Origin of the sequence: Bradyrhizobium niftali, assembly GCF_004571025.1 — a bacterium.
Lineage (GTDB): Bacteria > Pseudomonadota > Alphaproteobacteria > Rhizobiales > Xanthobacteraceae > Bradyrhizobium > Bradyrhizobium niftali.
Genome location: NZ_SPQT01000001.1, coordinates 329,976 through 350,756, shown reverse-complemented (window position 1 = coordinate 350,756; position 20,781 = coordinate 329,976). Strand labels below are relative to the sequence as shown.

Here is a 20,781-nt window from a genome sequence, read left to right as displayed (position 1 = left end):
TTTTATGCAATGATTACGATCGTAATCAAAAGACCGAACCCTCGAACCGATGCCGGCCCGCGTGCGCGATGTGATCGCCCTCCGCCGCCCGGCGTCATCAGGAGAAGAGATGGCTGAGCCCCATGGGAAGATCGCCCTCGTGACCGGCGCCTCGTCAGGCATCGGCGAGGCAACCGCAGAGCGGCTCGCGAAAGCCGGCTACAAGGTTTACGGCACCAGCCGTCGCGGGGCCGAGGCCGGCAAACGATCGTTCGAGATGCTGTCCCTCGACGTGACCAGCGATGAATCCGTGGACGCCGCCGTCAACGAGGTGATCCGGCGCTCCGGCCGCATCGATCTGCTCGTGAACAATGCGGGCGTCGGAGTTGCTCCTGCCGGCGCGGAGGAGAGCTCGCTCGATCAGGCCCGGTCGATCTTCGAGACAAATTTTTTCGGGCTGGTGCGAATGACGCGCGCCGTCGTGCCCCACATGCGCCGCCAGGGACACGGCCGCATCATCAACATCGGCTCCGTGCTCGGCTTCCTGCCGATGCCGTATGGCGCGCTCTATGCCGCCACCAAACACGCGGTGGAAGGTTATTCGGAATCGCTCGATCACGAGCTTCGCATGTGGGGCATCCGCGTTTCGGTCATCGAGCCCGCCTACACGAAGACGCCGTTCGATGCGAATTTCATCGAACCCGATGCCAAGCTCGATGAATATCGCGACGTCCGTGCCGGCGTCAGCAAGCGGGTGAACGAAGTGATGGCGACGGCCGAGCCACCCGGCGTCGTCGCCGATACCGTCCTCGCAGCCGCCGATGCGGCGCGCCCGAAGATCCGGTACACGGCCGGCCGCCTTGCGGGCCGTCTGCGCTTGCTTCGACGCTTTGCGCCGGCCGGACTGGTGGATGCCGGAATTCGAAAGGACCTGCGGCTTGATGCCGGTCGCGTCGCAGCCGACGGCCGCGCGCGCGCGTTCTGAAAAAGCCGCGGCGGCGCGCCGACGGCCATCATCACGGCCAGCTCCGAACATCCCATACGCAGGAACACATGAAAGCACTTGTCCTGAAACGTTATGGCCGGCCGGATCAGGTCGCATTGACCGAAATGCCTCGGCCTGCACTCAAGCCGGACGACATCCTGGTTGAGGTTCACGCCGCCGGCCTCAATCCCATCGACACCATGATTCCGAAAGGGACATTCAAGCCCATTCTCAAGCTCGATCTGCCGGCAACGCTCGGCAGCGACCTCGCCGGCGTCGTGGTGGAGGTGGGACGCCAGGTGACCCGCTTCAAGCCGGGCGATGCCGTCTTCGCCAGCATCTTCGATCTCAGCGGCACTGGCGCGCTCGCGGAATTCGCGTGCGTGCCGGAGAACGCGGCGGCACTCAAGCCCGCCAATCTGGACTTCGTGCAGGCAGCCTCGATCCCGATGGTCGGACTGACCTCGTGGCAGGCACTCAAGGAGCGCGCGCATCTCAAGCCCGGCCAGAAAGTCTTCATCCCCGCAGGCTCAGGCGGCATCGGCACCTTCGCGATCCAGCTTGCAAAATATCTCGGCACGAAGGTCGGGACGACCACGAGCACGGGCAATGTCGACCTGGTCCGCAGCCTCGGCGCCGACGAGGTGGTCGATTACAAGAGGCTGCAATTCGAGGACGTGCTGACGGACTACGACGCCGTGCTGGGCACGGTCAGGGGCGATGCCATCGAGAAATCGCTGCGAATCCTGAAACCCGGAAGCACGATCGTCTCGCTCGTCGGCCCACCGGATGCCGCGTTCGCGCGCGCCCGCGGCATGAACTTCGTCATGAAGTTCCTGTTTGGGCTGCTGAGCCGCAAGATCATCCGCGGCGCCAGGACGCGCGGTGCGGCCTATTCGTTCCTGTTCGTGCGTCCGGACGGCGGCCAGCTCGCGGAAATCGGCAAGCTCCTCGAAGCAGAGCGTATCCGGCCGGTGATCGACAAGATATTCCCGTTCGACCGGGCCAAGGAGGCGCTCGCCTATCTCGAGCAGGGCCGCGCCAAGGGGAAGGTCGTCGTACAGATGAGGTGAGGCAAGAAAATCCGGGACGTCGTGTCGGATCGGCGACGTCTCGGTCGTCCTCGGGACATGAATGGGCCGTAGACGCTAATGCCGGGTCCATCAATGCAAGAGGATGAATGAACATGCCCAGCACTGTCCGCCTGCACCGCGTTCTCGCGACCAGCCCCGAGAAAGTCTATCGCGCCTTCCTCGAGGCCGATGCGCTGGCAAAATGGCTTCCGCCGAACGGCTTCACCTGCACCGTGCATCATTTCGAGCCGAAGGTCGGGGGCACGTTCAAGATGTCGTTCCGGAACTTCACGACGGGCAACAGCCACGCCTTCGGCGGCGAATATCTCGAGCTCGTTCCCGGCGAACGTCTCCGCTACACCGACAGGTTCGACGATCCCAACCTGCCCGGCGAGATCCAGGTGACCGTGATCCTGAAGAAAGTTTCTGTCGGCACCGAGGTGGACATCACGCAGGCCGGCATCCCCGACGTGATCCCGCCGGAAGCCTGTTATCTCGGCTGGCAGGAATCGCTGCGAAACCTGGCAAAGCTCGTCGAGCCCGAGATCAATCAATAGGGCCAAAGCGGAGCGAGCGCCTCGTCCTTCGAGACGACCGCTTCGCGGTCTCCTCAGGATGAGGCTAAACGGCATCGACGCCCGTTAAAACTACGGCCACGCACTCCATCCTCATCCTGAGGGCCCGCCAAAGGCGGGCGTCTCGAAGGATGGCCGCAGAAACGGTCTTCAAATGACATAGCCTGTCCGCAAGCGGGGCGAGCAATCGAGCCCGGTCGCCTCGCGGCCTACGCGCCCGCCTTCGGCGCGATCCCGCCGCTCGCGGTCCAGCGGTCCGGATCGGGACTGTGGCCGATCAGGGCAAGGCCGTAGGCGATCGACTCGAACTGGTCGCCCGACATCAGGCGTTCGTTGCCGAACCGATCGGCGAACAGCTTTCGGACGGCGGGCACGAAGGAGGTCCCGCCGGTCAAGAACACTTTTTCCACTTCGCGCGCGGTGATGCCGGCCTCGCCCAGCACCTTGTCGACGGTCGCACCCAGCCTGGCGATATCGTCCGCAATCCAGGATTCAAAATTCTTCCGTGTGATGGTCGAGCCGATGTCGACCCCGCCGCCTTTGAAGCGGAAATCCACCTGATCCTGCCCCGACAGCGCGACCTTGGCGTTCGAGACCGCGCGGTACAGCGAAAAGCCGAGGTCGAGATCGACGATGGTGATGAAATCCTCGAGCAATTCCGGCTTCAGCGCGGTGCGCGCCAGCTCGCGGAGCTCGCGCAGATCGCCGTTGCTCTTCATCATCGCGAGCTGATGCCAGCGCGCGAGGTTGGTGTAGTGGCCGGTGGGGACCGGCAGCACCTTGTCGAACGAGCGGAAGCTCGAGCCTTTTCCCAGCCGCGGCGAGACGACGTGGTCGACGATGCGGTAGTCGAACGTGTCGCCGGCAATGCCGATGCCGGCGTGTCCAAGCGGCTCGGCGCGCAAGGCACCGCCCGTGCGCGAGAAGCGCATCACGGAGAAGTCGCTGGTGCCGCCGCCGAAATCCGCGACCAATACGGTGGCATCGCGCTCCAGGCGGCGGGCAAAGGAGAACGCGGCGCCCACGGGCTCGTAGACATAGCGCGCGTGGCCGGCGCCAAGGCGCTCGAACGCGGCCCGGTAGCGCTGCATCGCCAGCGCCTCGTCGGGATTGCCGCCGGCAAAGCGCACCGGGCGGCCAACCGTGATCGTCGACGTCTCGAAGCCGAACCTGTCACCGCCATGGCGCGCCAGCGTCCGCAGGAACGCCGCCAGAATATCCTCGAACTTGAAGCGCTGCCGGAACACCTGCGTGGTGTTGAAGCTGCTGCTCGCGGCGAAGGTCTTGAACGACTGGAGGAAGCGGTAGACGTGGCGTCCTTCGAGAAACTGCTCGATCGCCCACGGGCCGCCTTCGGCCTGGGCGCCGGCTCCCGGCCGGTCCTCCCAGAAGCACAGGGCCGAGACGTAAGTGCTGTGGCGTTGTCCGCCGTGATCGAAGCGGATGGCCTCGACCCGGCGGTCGTCCGCCGCAAGCGCTACGACCGTATTGCTGGTCCCAAAATCGATGCCGATCGAGACGGCGGGCGAGGCGCTCGACATGAACCACTCTGACAGTTGATTGGAAAAGGGGGCAGACCACTAACGACTTTGACCTGCCCTGCCAAGGCCCGGATCCCCAGGGATTCCGCCCAAATCCGTCCCAATGCGCGGCTTCAGCGACTGTTTTGCAATTTTCAGCCCGGAACGGCCCCTTTAACGCATCATTATGCTGCAATGCGGGATAGCGCATGCTGCTATGCAATGGCATGCATGGACATTGGCATCTGGTATACATAAATTCCCTTTCGAAATGAGACAGCACTACTGACCGTCTCAAGAAAGGAATTCCGATGTCCAAGACCGCTTCCGTCGCTCTCGCCCCCTCCTCAACCTTGTTCTCGCGTTTCATGGCCGCGGTCGACCGCTTCCTGATGGCCAGCGCCGATATCTCGAATCACAACGGCGACCTGCCCCGTTTCGGCCTGTAAGCGCGCGCTTCCTGCGCCGCGGGAGCCGCACGCCGGTTTCGCAGGTGTCGACATACTACTTTTGATGAATGGCCCCGCAGGACGGGGCCATTTCTATTTGTGCTGTCCCGAGTCACTGCCGCAGCCGGAGAAGGATGCTGCGGCATTTGCGCACGGTGACCGGACCAGCGCTTGAACCTTGGCATAATGAATACAAGAATGCCTCTCCAGCGCTCGCAGAAAATTAGAGGCGCCACGGGAGGCTTTATGACGGACATGGTGCAGGCAACGGCCCCTACAACCGCGCGCGTTAGCGACACGTATCGCTGGGCGCAATTGGCGATCGGTGTAGCGGCGATGGTGATGATCGCCAACTATCAGTACGGCTGGACATTCTTCGTCCCCGACATCCAGAAGAAATTCGGCTGGGATCGCGCGTCGATCCAATGGGCCTTTACTCTGTTCGTCCTGTTCGAGACCTGGCTGGTGCCGATCGAAGGCTGGTTCGTGGACAAATACGGTCCGCGCATCGTCGTGCTGGTCGGCGGCGTGCTCTGCGCCATGGGCTGGGCGATCAACGCACAGGCCACCACGCTCAACGGCTACTATCTCGGCATGATCATCGCGGGCATTGGCGCGGGCGGCGTCTATGGCACCTGCGTCGGCAACGCGCTGAAGTGGTTTCCCGACAAGCGAGGTCTCGCTGCGGGCATCACGGCGGCCGGCTTCGGTGCAGGCTCCGCGCTGACCGTCGCGCCGATCCAGGCCATGATCAAGGACAGTGGCTTCCAGACCACCTTCCTGTATTTCGGCCTCGGACAAGGCATCATCATCTGCATCCTCGCCTTCTTCCTGCTGGCGCCGAAGGCCGGCCAGGTGCCGACCGTGGTGGCGAACGCCGCGCTGGTGCAGACGCGTCGCAACTACCAGCCGACAGAGGTGCTGCGCCAGCCGATCTTCTGGCTGATGTATTTCATGTTCGTGATCGTCGGCGCCGGCGGCCTGATGGTGACGGCCAACCTGAAGCCCATCGCGGTTGACTGGAAGGTCGACAGCGTTCCGGTGACGCTGATGGCGGTGACGATGACCGCTGTGACGTTTGCAGCCACGATCGACCGCGTGCTCAACGGCCTGACGCGTCCGTTCTTCGGCTGGATCTCAGACATGATCGGCCGCGAGAACACGATGTTCATCGCCTTCGGCATGGAAGGTTTCGGCATCTGGATGCTCTACCTCTGGGGCCACGATCCCATCTGGTTCGTGCTGCTCTCGGGCTTCGTGTTCTTCGCCTGGGGTGAGATCTACTCGCTGTTCCCCTCGACCTGCACCGACACGTTCGGCGCCAAGTTCGCGACCACCAATGCGGGCCTGCTCTACACCGCAAAGGGCACGGCCGCGCTGCTGGTTCCGATCGCCAATTACATGCAGCAGTCGTCGGGAACCTGGGACAGCGTGTTCATCATCGCGGCCGGCGCCAACATCCTGGCTTCGCTGCTCGCGATCGCGGTGCTCAAGCCCTGGCGCAAGGTTGTGGTCGCGAAGTCGACCGCCTGACGCGCCTCGCCACACTGCATTCCGACAGGACGCCCGGCCTCATGGCCGGGCGTTTTCGTTTTTGCAGAACCCGCCTTGGCTACCGCTGACCTGAAGGGAACGCGCACTTTTCTTGCGCTGCGTCACAAGATTGGGCTTGCCTTCTGGAATATGGTATACCAATGTCCCCGCCGCGCTTGCGACGATAAGCCACAATATTTGCGACACTGGGTCATCTTGCAATCCCAGGTCGCAATCAATCAGGCGCGTTGGGAGGTTCTTGATGATTTCCAGCACGGACGGCGCCGTCACAGCCGCGCCTCTTCGCACCGGTTTCCGTTGGTTCCAACTCGCCATGGGCATCGTCTGCATGGCGATGATCGCCAACCTGCAATACGGCTGGACGCTGTTCGTCGATCCGATCGATGCGGCCCACCATTGGGGACGCGCCGCGATCCAGCTCGCTTTCACCATCTTCGTCGTCACCGAGACCTGGCTGGTGCCGGTCGAGGCCTGGTTCGTCGACAAATACGGCCCGCGCATCGTCATCATGTTCGGCGGCGTGATGATCGCGCTGTCCTGGGTGCTCAACTCCTACGCCGACTCGCTCACCCTGCTCTATGCGGCCGCGATCGTCGGCGGCATGGGCGCGGGCGCCGTCTACGGCACCTGCGTCGGCAACGCGCTGAAATGGTTTCCCGACCGCCGCGGCCTTGCCGCCGGCGCGACGGCCGCCGGCTTCGGCGCGGGCGCCGCGCTCACCATCGTGCCGATCGCGACCATGATCGCCGCGAGCGGCTATCAGAGCGCGTTCTTCACCTTCGGCATCGGCCAGGGCCTGATCGTCTTCGTGCTCGCCTTCTTCATCCAGCCGCCGCGGCTCTCGATCCCGCCGAAGAAGAAGCAGCTCAATCTGCCGCAGACCAAGATCGACTTCACCCCGCCGCAAGTGCTGCGCACCCCTATTTTCTGGGTGATGTACCTCGTCTTCGTCATGGTCGCGTCCGGCGGCCTGATGACCGCGGCGCAGATCGGCCCGATCGCACACGACTTCAAGATCGCCGACACGCCGGTGACGCTCGCCGGCTTCCAGATGGCGGCGCTGACCTTCGCGATCTCGCTCGACCGCATCTTCGACGGCTTCGGACGTCCCTTCTTCGGCTGGGTCTCCGACACGATCGGCCGCGAGCACACCATGTTCATCGCCTTCGGCACGGCGGCAGTGATGCTGCTCACGCTGTCGGCCTACGGACACGTGCCTGTCGTCTTCGTGCTCGCGACCGCGGTCTATTTCGGCGTGTTCGGCGAAATCTACTCGCTGTTCCCCGCAACCTGCGGCGACACCTTCGGCTCGAAGTTCGCGACCACCAACAACGGCATGCTCTACACCGCGAAGGGCACCGCCTCCCTGCTCGTCCCGCTCGCCAGCGTGATCTCGGCGGCGTATGGCTGGAAGGCCGTGTTCGTGGTGGCGGTGGCGCTGAATGCAACGGCCGCACTGATGGCATTGTTCGTGATCAAGCCGCTGCGCCGCTCCTTCATCCTCGGCAAGGAAGCCGAGAGCACCGGCACCGCGTCGGGCAGCGCCAAGACCGAGACGGCGTGACAAGCCACACACTTTGCACGGTTGAAAAGGGGCGCAGAATGCGCCCCTTTCTTTTTGGCCAAGGTTCTTTTGGCCGACGCCGGAGGCACCGCAAACGTCAATAATGCTGTCGCAAGATTTTTCGGATCCGCCAAATCCATCGCTTGACGATTGGCATTATGTATACCACACTTACCTCGTCATTCACCTAGGGAGGTTGCAATGCTGGTCGGAGACATTCTGCGCAAGAAGACGCCGCGCGTTGTCACGGTGCGAATGAACGAAACGGTGGGTATCGCCGCCAAGCTGATGCGCGCCAACAACATCAGCGCCCTCGTGGTGAAGGACGTGGTCCGCTCCGAGGGCAACACCGCGGTCGGCATGTTCACCGAGCGTGACGTGGTGCGCGCCGTTGCCGAGCACGGCGCGAACGCCGTCAACGTCAAGGTCTCGCAGCTCGTCTCGGTGCAGCAGCTCGTCTCCTGCACCTCGGGCGATACGATCGAGCACGTGCGCCATCTGATGAACCGTCATCACATCCGCCACCTGCCCGTGATCGACGATTACAGCCTCGTCTCCGTCATCAGCATGCGCGACATCGCCGCTGCCGTTGACGAGGCGATCAACGGCACGCCGCAAGCAGCAGCTTAAAGCGCCACGCCCCTTCCCCTGCGACTACCGGCCCCGGCTCGGATCTTTCCGCGCCGGACCGGATCTTTCGTCCCGAAATTCCGGTCACCCGCGAGGATTTCATGAAGATCTGTATCTACGGCGCCGGCGCAATCGGCGGATATCTCGGGGTTCAGCTCGCGCGCGCTGGCGCCGACGTCAGCCTGGTCGCACGCGGCGCGCACCTCGCCGCGATGCGTGAGCGCGGCCTGACGCTGCTCGCGGGCGAGGAGAAGCACACCGTGCATCCGCGCTGCACCGACAATCCCGCCGAGCTCGGCGTGCAGGACTACATCATCATCACGCTGAAGGCGCATTCGATCACCGGCGTGATCGAGAAGATGCAGCCGCTCCTGGGCCCGCACACCCGCATCGTCACCGCGGTCAACGGCATCCCCTATTGGTACTTCTACAAGCACGGCGGCGATTACGAGAATTCGACGCTGGAGAGCATCGACCCCGGCGGACGGCAGTGGCGCGAGATCGGCGCCGAGCGCGCCATCGGCTGCATCGTCTATCCCGCCACCGAGATCGAGGCGCCCGGCGTGATCCGCCACGTCTACGGCAACAATTTCCCGCTCGGCGAGCCCTCCGGCGAAATCACGGGCGACGTGCAGCGCCTCGCCGACCTGTTCGTCGCGGCCAGCCTGAAGGCGCCGGTGCTCGACCGCATCCGCGACGAGATCTGGCTCAAGCTCTGGGGCAATGTCTGCTTCAACCCGATCAGCGCGCTCACCCATGCGACGCTCGACGTGATCTGCACCGATCCGGCCACGCGCGCGCTGTCGCGCGCGATCATGGTGGAGACGCAAGGCATCGCCGAGACCTTCGGCGTCAAATTCCGCGTCGATGTCGAGCGCCGCATCGAGGGCGCCCGCAAGGTCGGGGCGCACAAGACCTCGATGCTCCAGGACCTCGAGCGCGGCCGCCCGATGGAGATCGACCCGCTCGTCACCGTGGTGCAGGAGATGGGCCGCCTCACCGGGATCGCCACGCCCGCGCTCGACTCGGTGCTGGCAATGGTGACCCAGCGCGCCCGCATCGCCGGGCTCTATGACGGCGTCTCAGCGTCGACCGATCCCCGCGCGCTGGCGGTGGCGTGATGGCTGGCGAGATGAAACAATGGCTGCGCTACCGCCATAGCGGTGCAACCGGCTTCGGCACCCTGACGTCCTCAGGCATCAGCGTGCACGAGGGCGAGATGTTCGGTCGCCATGCCGCCACCGGCAGGACGCTGGCGCTGTCGGAGGTCGAGTTGCTCGCGCCCTGCACGCCCAGCAAGATCGTCGCGCTCTGGAATAATTTCCACGCGCTCGCGGCCAAGCTGAATCAGCCCGAGCCGCCGGAGCCGCTCTATCTGCTGAAGGCCACCACCACGATCACGACACCGGGCGCGGTGATCCGCCGTCCATCTTACTACGACGGCAAGACCACCTATGAGGGCGAGCTCGGCATCGTCATCGGCAGGACCTGCGCCCGCGTCTCGCCCGCGGAAGCAGACCACTTCATCTTCGGCTACACCTGCGTCAACGACATCACCGCCAACGACATCCTGACCCGCGATCCCACCTTCCCGCAATGGGCGCGCGCCAAGGGCATCGACGACTACGGCCCGTTCGGCCCCGTCATCGCGACCGGCCTCGATCCGGCAAAACTGGTGGTCCGTACCATCCTCAACGGCGCGGAGCGGCAGAACTATCCGATCTCGGACATGATCTTCACCGCGCAGGAACTGGTGAGCAGGATCTCCCACGACATGACCCTGCTCCCCGGCGACCTCATCGCCGTCGGCACCTCCGTCGGCGTCGGCGTGATGAAGGAGCCGGTGAACACCGTGACCGTCGCGATCGACGGCATTGGCGAATTGACCAACGAGTTTCGGCTGTAGCCTTCCGTCATTCCGGGGCGCGCGTAGCGCGAGCCCGGAATCCATAACCACGAATGCAATTTGGGTGAGGGATTAGGCGCCACGTCGATCTCGCTCCACAACCGCTGCTTGTGGCTATGGATTCCGGACTTGGCGCTACGCGCCGCCCCGGAATGACGACTGAGGACTGGCCAGCGCCCACCTAGGGAAAATCCGGCAACCTTCCGCGCCTTCCACCGATCGGCTGACGCCGCCGTCCACAGGTCGCGCTATCGGAAACCTCCGACAACCCGCGCGCCCCTTGATCTCGGTTCCGCTCTCCCATAGCAACTATGGCGAGAATGTGTCCCGGCTTGAGGACGTCGCGATGTGGCTGTTTTTCCTGGTTGCCTGGTTTGTCCTGCTAGCTGCCATCGCGCTTCTCGCCCAGCAGGCGTTTGGTTACGACCTCACCCACTTGCCCGCCCTGTTGGCGGGCCTCCCCATGCCTCAGCGCATCGCGACCGGCGCGCTCCCGGCCGTGGCGCTGGCGCTGATCGGCGCAACCGCCTGGCGGCTCTCGCGTCAGGACCGGCGTCTGGGCACGCTGCGCGACCGCCTGAAGAAGACCCGCGAGGACGTTGTCGCCGCTCACGCCCTGCAAAACCACCTCGACGCCACCGTCCAGCACCTGATCGAGAGCGACCCAAGGAAAGCCGTCTCCGCCCTCCACGACAAGCTGGGCGAGACCGAGCAGCGCGCGCGGCTGCAGCAGGGCCGCAACGAATCCACCGACATGCACGACCAGCTCGCCGAGATCCGCCGCCGCCAGCAAGGCCTGCGCGAGATGGTCGGCAAGGTCGCCGAGCAGCGCCGCGCGGTCGAACCGGTTTTCACCGAGATCCGCGACCGCCAGAACCAGCTCGAACGGTCGCTCCACGACCTCGAGACCGACGACCGCAAGAACAACCTCGCCGACCGGCTCAAGGACATCGCGCGCGACGTCTCGGCGCTGCTCTCGCGGGTGAACACGGTCCAGGACATTTTCGCGACCCTGAACCAGTACAAGGAAGATCTGGCGAAATCCCACGCCGAGCTGGTTCCGTTGCGGTCGTCGGACGCCGGCATCAACGCGGTGATCAGCGAGCTCGGCCTCAGCCATGACCGCCTCGCCAAGAGCATCGACGAGCTCGAGACCGGCGGCGAAGCGCCGCTCGGCACGCGGGTCGAGGCGCTGTCGAAGAACAAGATCGAGATCGAGCAGCGCCTGGCGCGCATCGACGACAGTTTCAACATCCTCAAGGCGATCCGCCTCGATTTCGAGGAGCTCGGCCAGCGCCAGGCCCAGCTGGAACGCTCGCTCGCGGATGTCGAGACCGACGCCGACGGCAAGACCCTCGTCGACCGCCAGAACGCGCTGAACGATTTCGTCATCCAGTCGCGCCAGCGCCTCGGCGCCTTGCAGGAGACGCTGGCGACGCTGAACGCCTTCAAGACGGAGTTGTCGAAGTCGCAGGCTGACCTCGTCCCGCTGAAGGCCCCGGTGTTCGGCATCGAGGCGCTGATCACCGAGGTCGGCACCACCCGCGACCTGCTCGCCAGGACCGTCGGCGAGATCGAGGCGAACGGCGGCGTGCCCCTCGCCTCACGCGTCGACGCGCTGACCAAGAGCAAGCGCGAGGTCGAAGACCGCCTCGCCCGCATCTTCGACAATTTCAACGCCCTCGATGCCTTGCGCAAGGACATCGGCGGCATCTTCTCGACGATCAGGAACAGCCTGAACCGGATCGGGTGAGAACGGACCGCCGGTAGCCCGGATGAGCGAAAGCGACATCCGGAGACGACCGTCCCGGGTGTCGCTGCGCTCATCCGGGCTACGAATACTCTCCGCCGCGAACCGACGAAACATCCAGACACACATCACATCTGCGCGCGCCCGATATATGCCGCCAACATGTCCCGCGCGCGCCGCAACTTGGACGCATTCGGCCGCCCTTCTGTGAGGTGTGTCTGGGGGCACGGCACTGCCGTGTTTGGACCAAACCTTCTAGGGGTATGACTGTGAAGAAGATTGCAATTGTTCTGGGTGCGACGCTTGCTCTGGTGACGGCTGCGAACGCTGCCGATCTGCCGCGCCGGCAGCCCGTGCCTGTCTATCCGGCGGAGCAGGCGCCGATCGGCAAAATGCCGATTGGCAAGAGCCCGGTTGGCAAGGCCCCGATCGGCAAGGCGCCCGGCCCGGTCGCAGCGCGTTACTGACGCGTAGCGACAAACGCGCAGCATCTGCGTAAGCGGCCGACAGCCGAGGGGGCACAGCGTGACGAACAAACCTGATCGATCGGGATCCTGCATCCTTGCGGGGTTCGCGCTTGCGGCGATGATCGCGTGCACGACGCCCTCGGCTTCGGCCCACGAAGCGAACAAGCGCATGGCCGATGCCAATGCGCTTGCGACGACCGACACCGCATCGCGACCGGCGCCGCAGTCGCGGCGGCCCGTCGCGCGTGCGGAGAAAGGCCCCTACTACGTCGACTTCCGCGCCCGGACGGCGGCGAGCTGGGGCCACGCCTTCGTCTGGTACGGCAAGACCAGCGAGCGCGCCGTCGAGGTCGCAGGCCTGACGCCCGCCGGCGACACCCTTGCTTACGTGCTCGGTCACCTCACCTTTGTGCCGTCCGAGACCGGCGCGAGCTACGGCGATCTCGATCCGGAATATCTGACGGCGAGCTATCGCGTCTATCTGAACGAAGCCGACGCCAAGCGCGTGTTCGCCTACATCAAGAAATTGCAGGCGAGCTCGCCGGTCTGGAACGCCGAGACCACCAACTGCACCGGCTTCATCGGCGACATCGCCGAGTTCATGGGCTTGAAGGTTCCCTATCGCTGGCAGCGCCCGGAGAACTTCGTCAACAGCCTGAAAGACATGAACGGCGGCCGCCAGATGGTGCGGCTGTCGGCGGAGTAGCGCCCTTCCCGTAGCCCGGATGGAGCGCAGCGAAATCCGGGACCGCTATCGCCGCATTACACGACCGCCCCGGATTACGCTGCGCTCCATCCGGGCTACGAGATCTCACGAACACTCCGGCCTTGCCATCCCCTCGCGGTCATTGCCCGCGCAGGCGGGCAATCCAGTATTCCAGAGACAGCGATGTGATCCAGAGACGCCGCGGCGTACTGGATGCCCCGGTCAAGCCGGGGCATGACGGCATTGGGTGGAGCGGCGCCTCGCCCGTCGGGCAAAACACCCCGCACAAATCTCCCGCCTCGCCTGTCAATCCTCCGCCGCAAATATATTCCACTTTACCGAAATTCGGATTTCGCGTACACCCTGGATACCCTGGCCCGAGACAAGGGGCGGATCGCGATCGTCACGAACCGCGGGCCGGGCAGCGATGGACGCGACGGCGTCGGGCGCGAGCGGCATTGCAGGGCGGGAAACCGTGAGCAATTGCCTTCGCGCGAACGACACGGCGCCGACAGCGTCTTCGCATGGCTTCGGGTGCGAGCACACGCCAGCCCTCGAAGTCCCAGCGAGGACGTGCGCGGACGGCGAAGTCGTGTGGTCCTGACGCCCGGGGTCTGTGCGTCAAGTCTCGTGGTGATGTGCGTTGCCCGACCGGACGCGCACATCAGCCATCCGCGAGGCGACGGGGGCAATAGTGCATCGCTCCCCGGGGAGAGCACGAAGGACACCGTTAAAACCATTCGCGCAGGGAAGGCCGGGCGATCCGGCGAAACCTGTGGTCCACCCCGTGTGCATCTTTTGTAGCGCACGGACCTGCGGGTGCCAGCCGGCGCCCGGCCTTCCCTGCGCCCTTGTCTCGACAAGGGCGACGCGGACGAAGCAAAGCTCGGGCGGAAGATGCCGCGAGAAGGCGAAGGTGTGTCTTGCGATGGAAATGCGAGTTCAAGGGATGACGCCGGCGCTCCACTCTCCGTCATTGCGAGCGCAGCGAAGCAATCCAGAATCTTTCCGCGGAGGGACTCTGGATTGCTTCGCTGCGCTCGCAATGACGAGTTCGTTGAAGCAGCGGAACTCAAAATCGCCTCGACGTCGTCCCGAAGGGCACCCAATTATCCGCGCCACGGAATCCCCCCGCCTCCCGCATGATCGCCCCGCCCTCACCGCACGCCGGCGCAATAGACTTTTGCCGACCCGGGCGGCATCCTGCCGCCATCAACCAATAATAGGGCCTGCCGCGCAGGCGGGGAAACGCATCATGTTGCAGACACGGTTCACCAAACTCGTCGGCGTCGAGCACCCGATCGTCCAGGGCGGCATGCAATGGGTCGGGCGCGCCGAGTTGGTCGCGGCCGTCGCCAACGCCGGCGCGCTCGGCTTCATCACCGCGCTGACCCAGCCGACGCCGGAGGACCTGACCAAGGAGATCGCGCGCTGCCGCGACCTCACCGACAAGCCGTTCGGCGTCAATCTCACCATCCTGCCCGCGATCAAGCCGCCGCCCTACGCCGAATATCGCTCCGCCATCATCGAGGCCGGCATCACGGTGGTCGAGACCGCCGGCAACAAGCCGCAGGAGCATGTCGACGAGTTCAGGAAGCACGGTGTCAAGGTCGTGCACAAATGCACCAGCGTCCGCCACGCGCTCTCGGCCGAGCGCATGGGCGTCGACGCCATCTCGATCGACGGGTTCGAATGCGCCGGCCACCCCGGCGAGGACGACACGCCCGGACTGATCCTGATCCCGGCCGCCGCCAACAAGATCAAGATCCCGATGATCGCGTCCGGCGGCTTTGCCGACGCGCGCGGCCTCGTCGCGGCGCTGGCGCTCGGCGCCGAGGGCATCAACATGGGCACCCGCTTCATGGCCACCAGGGAGAGCCCGATCCACCAGTCCATCAAGGAGAAGATCGTCGCCAATGACGAGCGCGAGACCGAGCTGATCTTCCGCACCATGCGCAACACCTCGCGCGTCGCCAGGAACGCGGTCTCGACCAAGGTCGTCGCCATGGAGAAGGAAGGCGCCAAGTTCGAGGACATCCGCGAGCTCGTCGCCGGTGCCCGCGGCAAGATGGTCTATGCCACCGGCAACTCCGACGAAGGCATCTGGTCGGCCGGCCAGGTCCAGGGCCTGATCCAGGACATCCCGAGCTGCGCCGAGCTCATCTCCCGCATCGTGCGCGAAGCCGAAGCCATCATTCGCGGCCGGCTCGAAGCCATGATCGCACGCCCGACGGCGCAGGCGGCCGAATGATCGCCGAAGGTATGCTCCCTCGCCCCGCTTGCGGGAGAGGGTTGGGGTGAGGGGGAGTCTCCGCGAGGACGGTGAGAGTTGGACTCGCGGAGACTCCCCCTCACCCGGAATTTGCTCTGCAAATTCCGGCCGCTCCCTGCAAGCGGGGAGAGGCGAAGAGTCCGACGTCCGGTTAAACCAGTTCCTCAAACGCCATCGAGCAATTCATGAAAGCTTACGTCTACGGCCCTGAAGGCGCTCGCATTTCCGACGTCGCTCAACCAAAGCCTAAAGGCACACAAGTGCTCGTCCGCGTCCGTGCCTGCGGGCTGAACCGCGCCGACACCGGCATGCGCAAGGGTCACGCCCATGGTGCGGCCGGCGGGGTCGGCACCGTGCTCGGCATGGAATGGGCCGGCGAGGTCGCCGAGCTCGGACCGGATGCCAAGGGCGTGAAGGTCGGCGACCGCATCATGGGCTCGGGCGGTGCGGCATTTGCCGAGTACACGCTGGCCGATCACGGCCGGCTGTTCCGCGCACCGTCGAACATGAATTTCGAGGAGGCCGCCACCCTGCCCGTCGCGCTCGCCACCATGCACAACGCGGTCGTCACCGTCGGCGGCGTGCAGGCTGGCCAGAGCGTGCTGATCCAGGGCGCCAGCTCCGGCGTCGGCCTGATGGCGATGCAGATCGCCAAGCTCAAGGGCGCAGGGCTGGTGATCGGCTCGTCGACCGACGCCTATCGGCGCGGCCGGCTGACGGAGTACGGCGCCGACCTCGCCGTCGACTCCTCCGATCCCAAATGGGTCGAGGAGGTGCTGAAGGCGACGAGCGGCGAAGGCGTCGATCTCATCGTCGACCAGGTCTCCGGCAAGCTCGCCAACCAGAACCTCGCCGCCACCAGGATCAAGGGCCGCATCGTCAATGTCGGCCGGCTCGGCGGCACCCACGCCGATTTCAACTTCGACCTGCACGCCGCGCGCCGCATCGACTATGTCGGCGTCACCTTCCGCACCCGCACCGTCGAGGAGGTCCGCGAGATCTTCGAGGAGGTCCGCAAGGACATCTGGGGCGCGGTGGAATCGCGAAAGCTGCAACTGCCGATCGACAAGGTGTTTGCATTCGCCGACATCGACAAGGCGTTCGAGCACATGGAGGCGAACAAGCATCTGGGGAAGATTGTTGTGACGTTGTGAGGGTTGCCGAGCTCTCTCCACTCGTCATGGCCGGGCAAAAGCGCGAAGCGCCTCTTTGCCAAAATGACCCGGCCATCCACGTCTTTACCGCCCGGCACGAAGAACGTGGATGCTCGGGACAAGCCCGGGCATGACGGAGCAAGCAGCATCAGCGAGCATTCAATTCGGAAGCATTCGCAATAGCTTCGCTCCTGCAACTCACTTGCGACTACAGCTGTGGATCATCGCTTGATGTTCAGCCCTAGGCTGCTAAATCCCCGGCCATGAGCGCACAGCACAGCAAAACCTCGGTCGCGGCCATCTCGATCTTCGCCAGCGGCGGCATGGCGGCGGCCAAGTTCGTGGTCGGCGTGGCCATCGGCTCGCTCGCGCTGATCTCGGAAGCGCTGCACTCCTCGGTCGACCTGATCGCGACCATCATCACCTGGGCGGTGGTGCGGGTGTCCGACAAGCCGGCCGACGACGAGCACCATTACGGCCACGGCAAGCTGGAGAGCATCTCCGCGCTCGGCGTCACCGCCCTGCTCTACGTGCTCGCCGGCGGCATCCTGGTCGAGTCCTACAGCCGGCTGCGCGAGGGAACCCCGCCGCCGACCATTTCGGCCGTGCCGTTCGTGGTGCTGGTGATCGACATCGTCGTCAACCTGTGGCGCGCCCGCGCCCTGCACCGCGCCGCGCGGGAAACGCGCAGCCAGGCGCTCGCCGCCGACGCGCTGCATTTCGCCTCCGACGTCATGGGCTCCTTCGCCGTGATCGTGGGCCTGATCCTCGCCGCTCTCGGCTTCTGGTGGGGCGACGCGGCGGCCGCCGCGGCGGTCGCGGTGATGATCGCCGCGCTCGGCCTGCGCATGGCCGGCTCGACCGTGCAGACGCTGGTCGACCGCGCGCCGGAGGGTGCGCAGGCGAAGGCCACGGCCGCGATCCGCAGCGTGCCCGGCGTCATCGGCGTCGAGCGGCTGCGCGTGCGCATGGTCGGCGCGACCACCTTCATCGACACCATCGCAAAGGTGCCGCGGACCTATCCGATCGACCGCGTCGAGGAGATCAAGCGCAAGGTGCAGGCCGCCGTCGACAAGGCGTTCGGCGATGCCGACCTCACCTTCACCCCGGTCCCCGTCGCCCGCGACAATGAGACCGTACGCGACCGCATCATGGTGATCGCCCGGAATTCGAGCCTCGCGATCCACCACGTCACGGTGCACGACCTCGGCGCCAAGCTGATCGTCAGCATCGACCTCGAGGTCGACGCCGGGATGCGGCTCGACGCCGCCCATGACGTCGCCAACACGCTGGAGCGGAACATCCAGGAGGAGTTCGGCGCCGACGTCGAGGTCGACGTCCATATCGAGCCCTTGGAACCGGAACTGCCGTTCGGCGTCGATGCCGCGCCGGAACGGGTGCGGACCATCGCCGCCGCACTCACCGAATATGCCGCCGGCAGCGAGATCCACGACATCCACAATGTGCGCGTTCGCAACACCGATGCCGGCGAGATCGTCAACTTCCACTGCCGCGCCACGCCGTCGATGAGCGTGATCAAGGTGCACGAGCATGTCGACGCGATCGAGCGCGCGTTGCGCCGCGCGTTCCCGAGCGTGAAGCGCGTGATCAGCCACGCCGAGCCGCCGCGCGCGTGACGCAGAATGCGCGCGGAGTCACACGTTCCCGTTTCGGACTCGCTGCGCACGTGAGTTTGCGGGCACGCGACGCGCAAACTGCGCGTTGGATAAGAATAAATTCGCGTTAACGATTCGTTGACTCTCGACAGCCCGGCAAAACTGGATTCAAATCGGTGTGATTCGGAAGCGATGTGGGGCTGCTTCCGAACTCAAGTTGCAAGCAAGTTTTCCAGGGGGCCGAAGGCATGTCGCGTGCAGACGCCGCGAACGCGTGCGTCCAATCCGATTCGATCAAAGGATTGGCGCAATCGATCGCGAAACCTGCCTATCACCGGCTGCTGATCGCGGAACCGGCGCTGCGTCGCGCCGTGCCGACGCTCATCATCGCGTTCCTGATCACGATCTGCCTCGGCGCGTTCGTGCAGGTCGTCGACCAGACGCGCCAGAAGCGGCTGGTGATGCGCCATGACATCTCGGCACTCGCCGATCTGCTCGCCGAGCGCATCGACCGCCTCACCTCCTCGCGGCAGGAACGGCTGAAGAACATCGAGAGCCTGCCGGCGCTGCTGCCCGACCTCATTCCGTCCTGGGGCACGGCCACGGGCCGCCATGTCATCGTCACCTCGGCCGGCGTCGACCGCCGCATCCTCGCCCGCATTCCCATCGACAGCGATTCCTCGGGCAACGACCGCCTGCTCGATTCCATCACCACGGCGCAGCTGCTCGCGGCGCCGCCGCGCGACGGCAACATCTCCGACATGACGCTGCCGAACGGCAACGCCGCGATGGCGACCTCGCGGCAGATCAAGTCGCTGCCCGGCTTCGTCACCGTGATCCAGGAGCGCAACGAGCCGATCTGGGGCTCGGACGCCGCGCTCTCGGTGACGCTGTCGGCCACCACCGGCTTCGTCGTCCTGATCCTCGGCTTCGCCTTCCACTGGCAGTCGACCCGCGCTCGCGAGGGCGATCTCATCAACGACGCGGTGCGCGGCCGCATCGACACCGCGCTCAACCGCGGCCGCTGCGGCCTTTGGGACTGGGACCTGTCGCGCGGCCGGATCTTCTGGTCGCAGTCGATGTTCTCGATGCTGGGCCTCGACGGCCGCAACGAGCTCCTCACCTTCGGCGAGGTCAACGCGCTGGTGAAGTCGGACGACATCGACCTGTTCGAGATCGCCGACCAGCTCATCTCCGAGAAGATCGACCACATCGACCAGACCTTCCGCATGCAGCACGTCGACGGCCACTGGATCTGGCTCCGCGTCCGCTGCGAGAAGACGAGCGGCGCGACCGACTCCAGCGTTCACCTGATCGGAATCGCCGTCGACATCACCGAGCAGAAGAGCCTTGCCGAGCGGACGGTGGAAGCCGATTTGCGCCTGCGCGACGCCATCGAGACCATTCCGGAGGCCTTCGTGCTGTGGGACGCGAGCGACCGCCTCGTGCTCTGCAACTCGCACTTCCAGCGCCTGCACAAGCTGCCCGACAGCGCCGTCATTCCCGGCACCTCCTACGAGACCGTGCTCGAGGTCGGCCGCATGCCGGAGGTGCGCACCCGTCACAACGAGACGGCGAGCCAGGGCCCGGGCGCGCGCACCTTCGAGGCGCAGCTCGACGACGGCAGCTGGCTGCACATCAGCGAGCGCCGCACCAAGGACGGCGGCTACGTCTCGGTCGGCACCGACATCACCCGCATCAAGGAGCACGAGCAGAAGCTCGTCGACAACGATCTGCGCCTGCGCGCCACCGTCATCGACCTGAAGCGCTCGCAGGCCGCGCTCGAGCGCCAGACCAACGAGCTTGCGGATCTTGCGGAAAAGTACCAGCGCGAGAAGACCCGCGCCGAGGAAGCCAACCAGACCAAGTCGAAATTCCTCGCCAATATGAGCCATGAGCTGCGCACGCCGCTCAACGCCATCATCGGCTTCTCCGAGATCATGGGCTCGGGCCTGTTCGGCGAGCTCGGCAGCGAGAAGTACCAGGAATACTGCCAGGACATCCTGACCAGCGGCCACTACCTCCTCGAGGTCATCAACGACATCCTCGACATGTCCAAGATCGAGGCCGGCCGCATGAAGCTCGACATGGAAGAGCTCGATCTTGCGCGGACGCTCGCGGAATCCCTGCGCGTCGTCTCCGGCCGCGCGCAGGACAAGCAGCTGACGCTCGATGCCGACATCGCGAAATCGATCTCCGTCGTCGCCGACCGCCGCGCCACCAAGCAGATCATCGTCAACCTGCTCTCGAACGCGGTGAAGTTCACGCCCGACGGCGGCCGCATCGTGGTGCGCAGCCGGCTGCTCGACGACCGGATCGTGCTGATGATCGCCGACACCGGCATCGGGATCGCCCCGCACTCCCTGGCGCGGCTCGGACGCCCGTTCGAGCAGGTCGAGAGCCAGCTCACGAAGACCTATCACGGCTCGGGGCTGGGCCTCGCCATCGCCCGCTCGCTGGCGCAGCTCCACGGCGGCTCGATGCGGCTGCGCTCGAAGATCGATGTCGGCACCGTCGTCCGCGTGACGCTGCCGCGCGACGCGATCAAGGCGGCGTCCGGGATATCGGCCGCGGCTTGAAG

18 protein-coding genes are annotated in these 20,781 nt (G+C 65.2%); 16 read left to right on the top strand and 2 right to left on the bottom strand.

The features are described from left to right. Positions 1-109: 109 nt before the first annotated feature. The 3 genes from E4K65_RS01530 to E4K65_RS01520 all read left to right on the top strand — a co-directional run bounded on the left by E4K65_RS01530 (position 110) and on the right by E4K65_RS01520 (position 2,594). Complete coding sequence (locus E4K65_RS01530) at positions 110-964, top strand: oxidoreductase (protein ID WP_135172598.1); 855 nt, start codon at positions 110-112, stop codon at positions 962-964. A gap of 68 nt (positions 965-1,032) precedes the next feature. Further along, positions 1,033-2,037: an NADP-dependent oxidoreductase gene (locus tag E4K65_RS01525; protein WP_135172597.1), complete on the top strand. Its 1,005-nt coding sequence runs from the start codon at positions 1,033-1,035 to the stop codon at positions 2,035-2,037. 113 nt (positions 2,038-2,150) lie between these two features. Continuing rightward, positions 2,151-2,594, top strand: a complete 444-nt coding sequence (locus E4K65_RS01520) for an SRPBCC family protein (protein WP_135172596.1) — start codon at positions 2,151-2,153, stop codon at positions 2,592-2,594. A 227-nt stretch (positions 2,595-2,821) separates the two neighbouring features. On the opposite strand, the gene E4K65_RS01515 is transcribed toward E4K65_RS01520, so the two are convergent. Continuing rightward, entirely contained in the window at positions 2,822-4,153 is a 1,332-nt protein-coding gene (locus tag E4K65_RS01515) for an Hsp70 family protein (RefSeq protein WP_135172595.1), read from the bottom strand. A gap of 290 nt (positions 4,154-4,443) precedes the next feature. Here E4K65_RS01515 and E4K65_RS46855 point away from each other — a divergent pair, with 290 nt between their 5' ends. Both E4K65_RS46855 and oxlT (E4K65_RS01505) read left to right on the top strand, forming a co-directional pair. Then, entirely contained in the window at positions 4,444-4,581 is a 138-nt protein-coding gene (locus E4K65_RS46855; RefSeq protein ID WP_167770437.1) for a hypothetical protein, read from the top strand. Between the two features lie 246 nt (positions 4,582-4,827). Beyond that, positions 4,828-6,114, top strand: a complete 1,287-nt coding sequence (oxlT, locus tag E4K65_RS01505) for an oxalate/formate MFS antiporter (protein ID WP_027546342.1) — start codon at positions 4,828-4,830, stop codon at positions 6,112-6,114. A 39-nt stretch (positions 6,115-6,153) separates the two neighbouring features. Here oxlT (E4K65_RS01505) and E4K65_RS01500 read toward each other — a convergent pair whose 3' ends face one another. Beyond that, positions 6,154-6,390 carry a hypothetical protein gene (locus tag E4K65_RS01500; RefSeq protein WP_135172594.1) on the bottom strand — a complete coding sequence of 79 codons (237 nt, stop codon included), beginning with the start codon at positions 6,388-6,390 and terminating at the stop codon, positions 6,154-6,156. On the opposite strand from E4K65_RS01500, the gene oxlT (E4K65_RS01495) reads away from it, so the two are divergent. The 11 genes from oxlT (E4K65_RS01495) to E4K65_RS01440 all read left to right on the top strand — a co-directional run bounded on the left by oxlT (E4K65_RS01495) (position 6,377) and on the right by E4K65_RS01440 (position 20,779). Further along, positions 6,377-7,699 carry an oxalate/formate MFS antiporter gene (gene oxlT / locus E4K65_RS01495; RefSeq protein ID WP_135172593.1) on the top strand — a complete coding sequence of 441 codons (1,323 nt, stop codon included), beginning with the start codon at positions 6,377-6,379 and terminating at the stop codon, positions 7,697-7,699. The two genes, E4K65_RS01500 and oxlT (E4K65_RS01495), sit on opposite strands and share 14 nt — an antisense overlap. A gap of 201 nt (positions 7,700-7,900) precedes the next feature. Next, the gene (locus E4K65_RS01490) at positions 7,901-8,329 is read left to right on the top strand and encodes a CBS domain-containing protein (RefSeq protein WP_135172592.1); all 429 of its coding nucleotides are present in this window, start codon (positions 7,901-7,903) and stop codon (positions 8,327-8,329) included. 101 nt (positions 8,330-8,430) lie between these two features. Then, positions 8,431-9,450, top strand: coding sequence for a 2-dehydropantoate 2-reductase (locus tag E4K65_RS01485; RefSeq protein ID WP_135172591.1), 1,020 nt, complete (start codon positions 8,431-8,433; stop codon positions 9,448-9,450). Between the two features lie 11 nt (positions 9,451-9,461). After that, on the top strand, positions 9,462-10,235 hold the full coding sequence (locus E4K65_RS01480) for a fumarylacetoacetate hydrolase family protein (RefSeq protein ID WP_167770436.1): 774 nt from the start codon (positions 9,462-9,464) through the stop codon (positions 10,233-10,235). Between the two features lie 346 nt (positions 10,236-10,581). Further along, on the top strand, positions 10,582-11,988 hold the full coding sequence (locus E4K65_RS01475) for a hypothetical protein (RefSeq protein WP_167770435.1): 1,407 nt from the start codon (positions 10,582-10,584) through the stop codon (positions 11,986-11,988). A gap of 260 nt (positions 11,989-12,248) precedes the next feature. Then, positions 12,249-12,452, top strand: coding sequence for a hypothetical protein (locus E4K65_RS01470; RefSeq protein WP_135172588.1), 204 nt, complete (start codon positions 12,249-12,251; stop codon positions 12,450-12,452). 58 nt (positions 12,453-12,510) lie between these two features. Beyond that, positions 12,511-13,158 carry a hypothetical protein gene (locus tag E4K65_RS01465; RefSeq protein WP_135172587.1) on the top strand — a complete coding sequence of 216 codons (648 nt, stop codon included), beginning with the start codon at positions 12,511-12,513 and terminating at the stop codon, positions 13,156-13,158. Between the two features lie 1,255 nt (positions 13,159-14,413). After that, positions 14,414-15,409, top strand: coding sequence for an NAD(P)H-dependent flavin oxidoreductase (locus E4K65_RS01455; protein WP_135172585.1), 996 nt, complete (start codon positions 14,414-14,416; stop codon positions 15,407-15,409). A 206-nt stretch (positions 15,410-15,615) separates the two neighbouring features. Beyond that, positions 15,616-16,584: a zinc-binding dehydrogenase gene (locus E4K65_RS01450; protein ID WP_135172584.1), complete on the top strand. Its 969-nt coding sequence runs from the start codon at positions 15,616-15,618 to the stop codon at positions 16,582-16,584. Between the two features lie 263 nt (positions 16,585-16,847). Then, positions 16,848-18,221, top strand: coding sequence for a cation-efflux pump (locus E4K65_RS01445; protein WP_135172583.1), 1,374 nt, complete (start codon positions 16,848-16,850; stop codon positions 18,219-18,221). Positions 18,222-18,448: 227 nt separating this feature from the next. Beyond that, positions 18,449-20,779 carry a PAS domain-containing sensor histidine kinase gene (locus E4K65_RS01440; RefSeq protein ID WP_135172582.1) on the top strand — a complete coding sequence of 777 codons (2,331 nt, stop codon included), beginning with the start codon at positions 18,449-18,451 and terminating at the stop codon, positions 20,777-20,779. Positions 20,780-20,781: the final 2 nt, after the last annotated feature.

What these genes read in the sequence shown, in the direction of transcription:
- E4K65_RS01530 (WP_135172598.1), top strand. Translation starts at nt 110, where the DNA reads ATGGCTGAGCCCCATGGGAAGATCGCCCTCGTGACCGGCGCCTCGTCA.
- E4K65_RS01525 (WP_135172597.1), top strand. Translation starts at nt 1,033, where the DNA reads ATGAAAGCACTTGTCCTGAAACGTTATGGCCGGCCGGATCAGGTCGCA.
- E4K65_RS01520 (WP_135172596.1), top strand. Translation starts at nt 2,151, where the DNA reads ATGCCCAGCACTGTCCGCCTGCACCGCGTTCTCGCGACCAGCCCCGAG.
- E4K65_RS01515 (WP_135172595.1), bottom strand. Translation starts at nt 4,153, where the DNA reads ATGTCGAGCGCCTCGCCCGCCGTCTCGATCGGCATCGATTTTGGGACC.
- E4K65_RS46855 (WP_167770437.1), top strand. Translation starts at nt 4,444, where the DNA reads ATGTCCAAGACCGCTTCCGTCGCTCTCGCCCCCTCCTCAACCTTGTTC.
- oxlT (WP_027546342.1), top strand. Translation starts at nt 4,828, where the DNA reads ATGACGGACATGGTGCAGGCAACGGCCCCTACAACCGCGCGCGTTAGC.
- oxlT (WP_135172593.1), top strand. Translation starts at nt 6,377, where the DNA reads ATGATTTCCAGCACGGACGGCGCCGTCACAGCCGCGCCTCTTCGCACC.
- E4K65_RS01490 (WP_135172592.1), top strand. Translation starts at nt 7,901, where the DNA reads ATGCTGGTCGGAGACATTCTGCGCAAGAAGACGCCGCGCGTTGTCACG.
- E4K65_RS01485 (WP_135172591.1), top strand. Translation starts at nt 8,431, where the DNA reads ATGAAGATCTGTATCTACGGCGCCGGCGCAATCGGCGGATATCTCGGG.
- E4K65_RS01480 (WP_167770436.1), top strand. Translation starts at nt 9,462, where the DNA reads ATGAAACAATGGCTGCGCTACCGCCATAGCGGTGCAACCGGCTTCGGC.
- E4K65_RS01475 (WP_167770435.1), top strand. Translation starts at nt 10,582, where the DNA reads ATGTGGCTGTTTTTCCTGGTTGCCTGGTTTGTCCTGCTAGCTGCCATC.
- E4K65_RS01470 (WP_135172588.1), top strand. Translation starts at nt 12,249, where the DNA reads ATGACTGTGAAGAAGATTGCAATTGTTCTGGGTGCGACGCTTGCTCTG.
- E4K65_RS01455 (WP_135172585.1), top strand. Translation starts at nt 14,414, where the DNA reads ATGTTGCAGACACGGTTCACCAAACTCGTCGGCGTCGAGCACCCGATC.
- E4K65_RS01450 (WP_135172584.1), top strand. Translation starts at nt 15,616, where the DNA reads ATGAAAGCTTACGTCTACGGCCCTGAAGGCGCTCGCATTTCCGACGTC.
- E4K65_RS01445 (WP_135172583.1), top strand. Translation starts at nt 16,848, where the DNA reads ATGAGCGCACAGCACAGCAAAACCTCGGTCGCGGCCATCTCGATCTTC.
- E4K65_RS01440 (WP_135172582.1), top strand. Translation starts at nt 18,449, where the DNA reads ATGTCGCGTGCAGACGCCGCGAACGCGTGCGTCCAATCCGATTCGATC.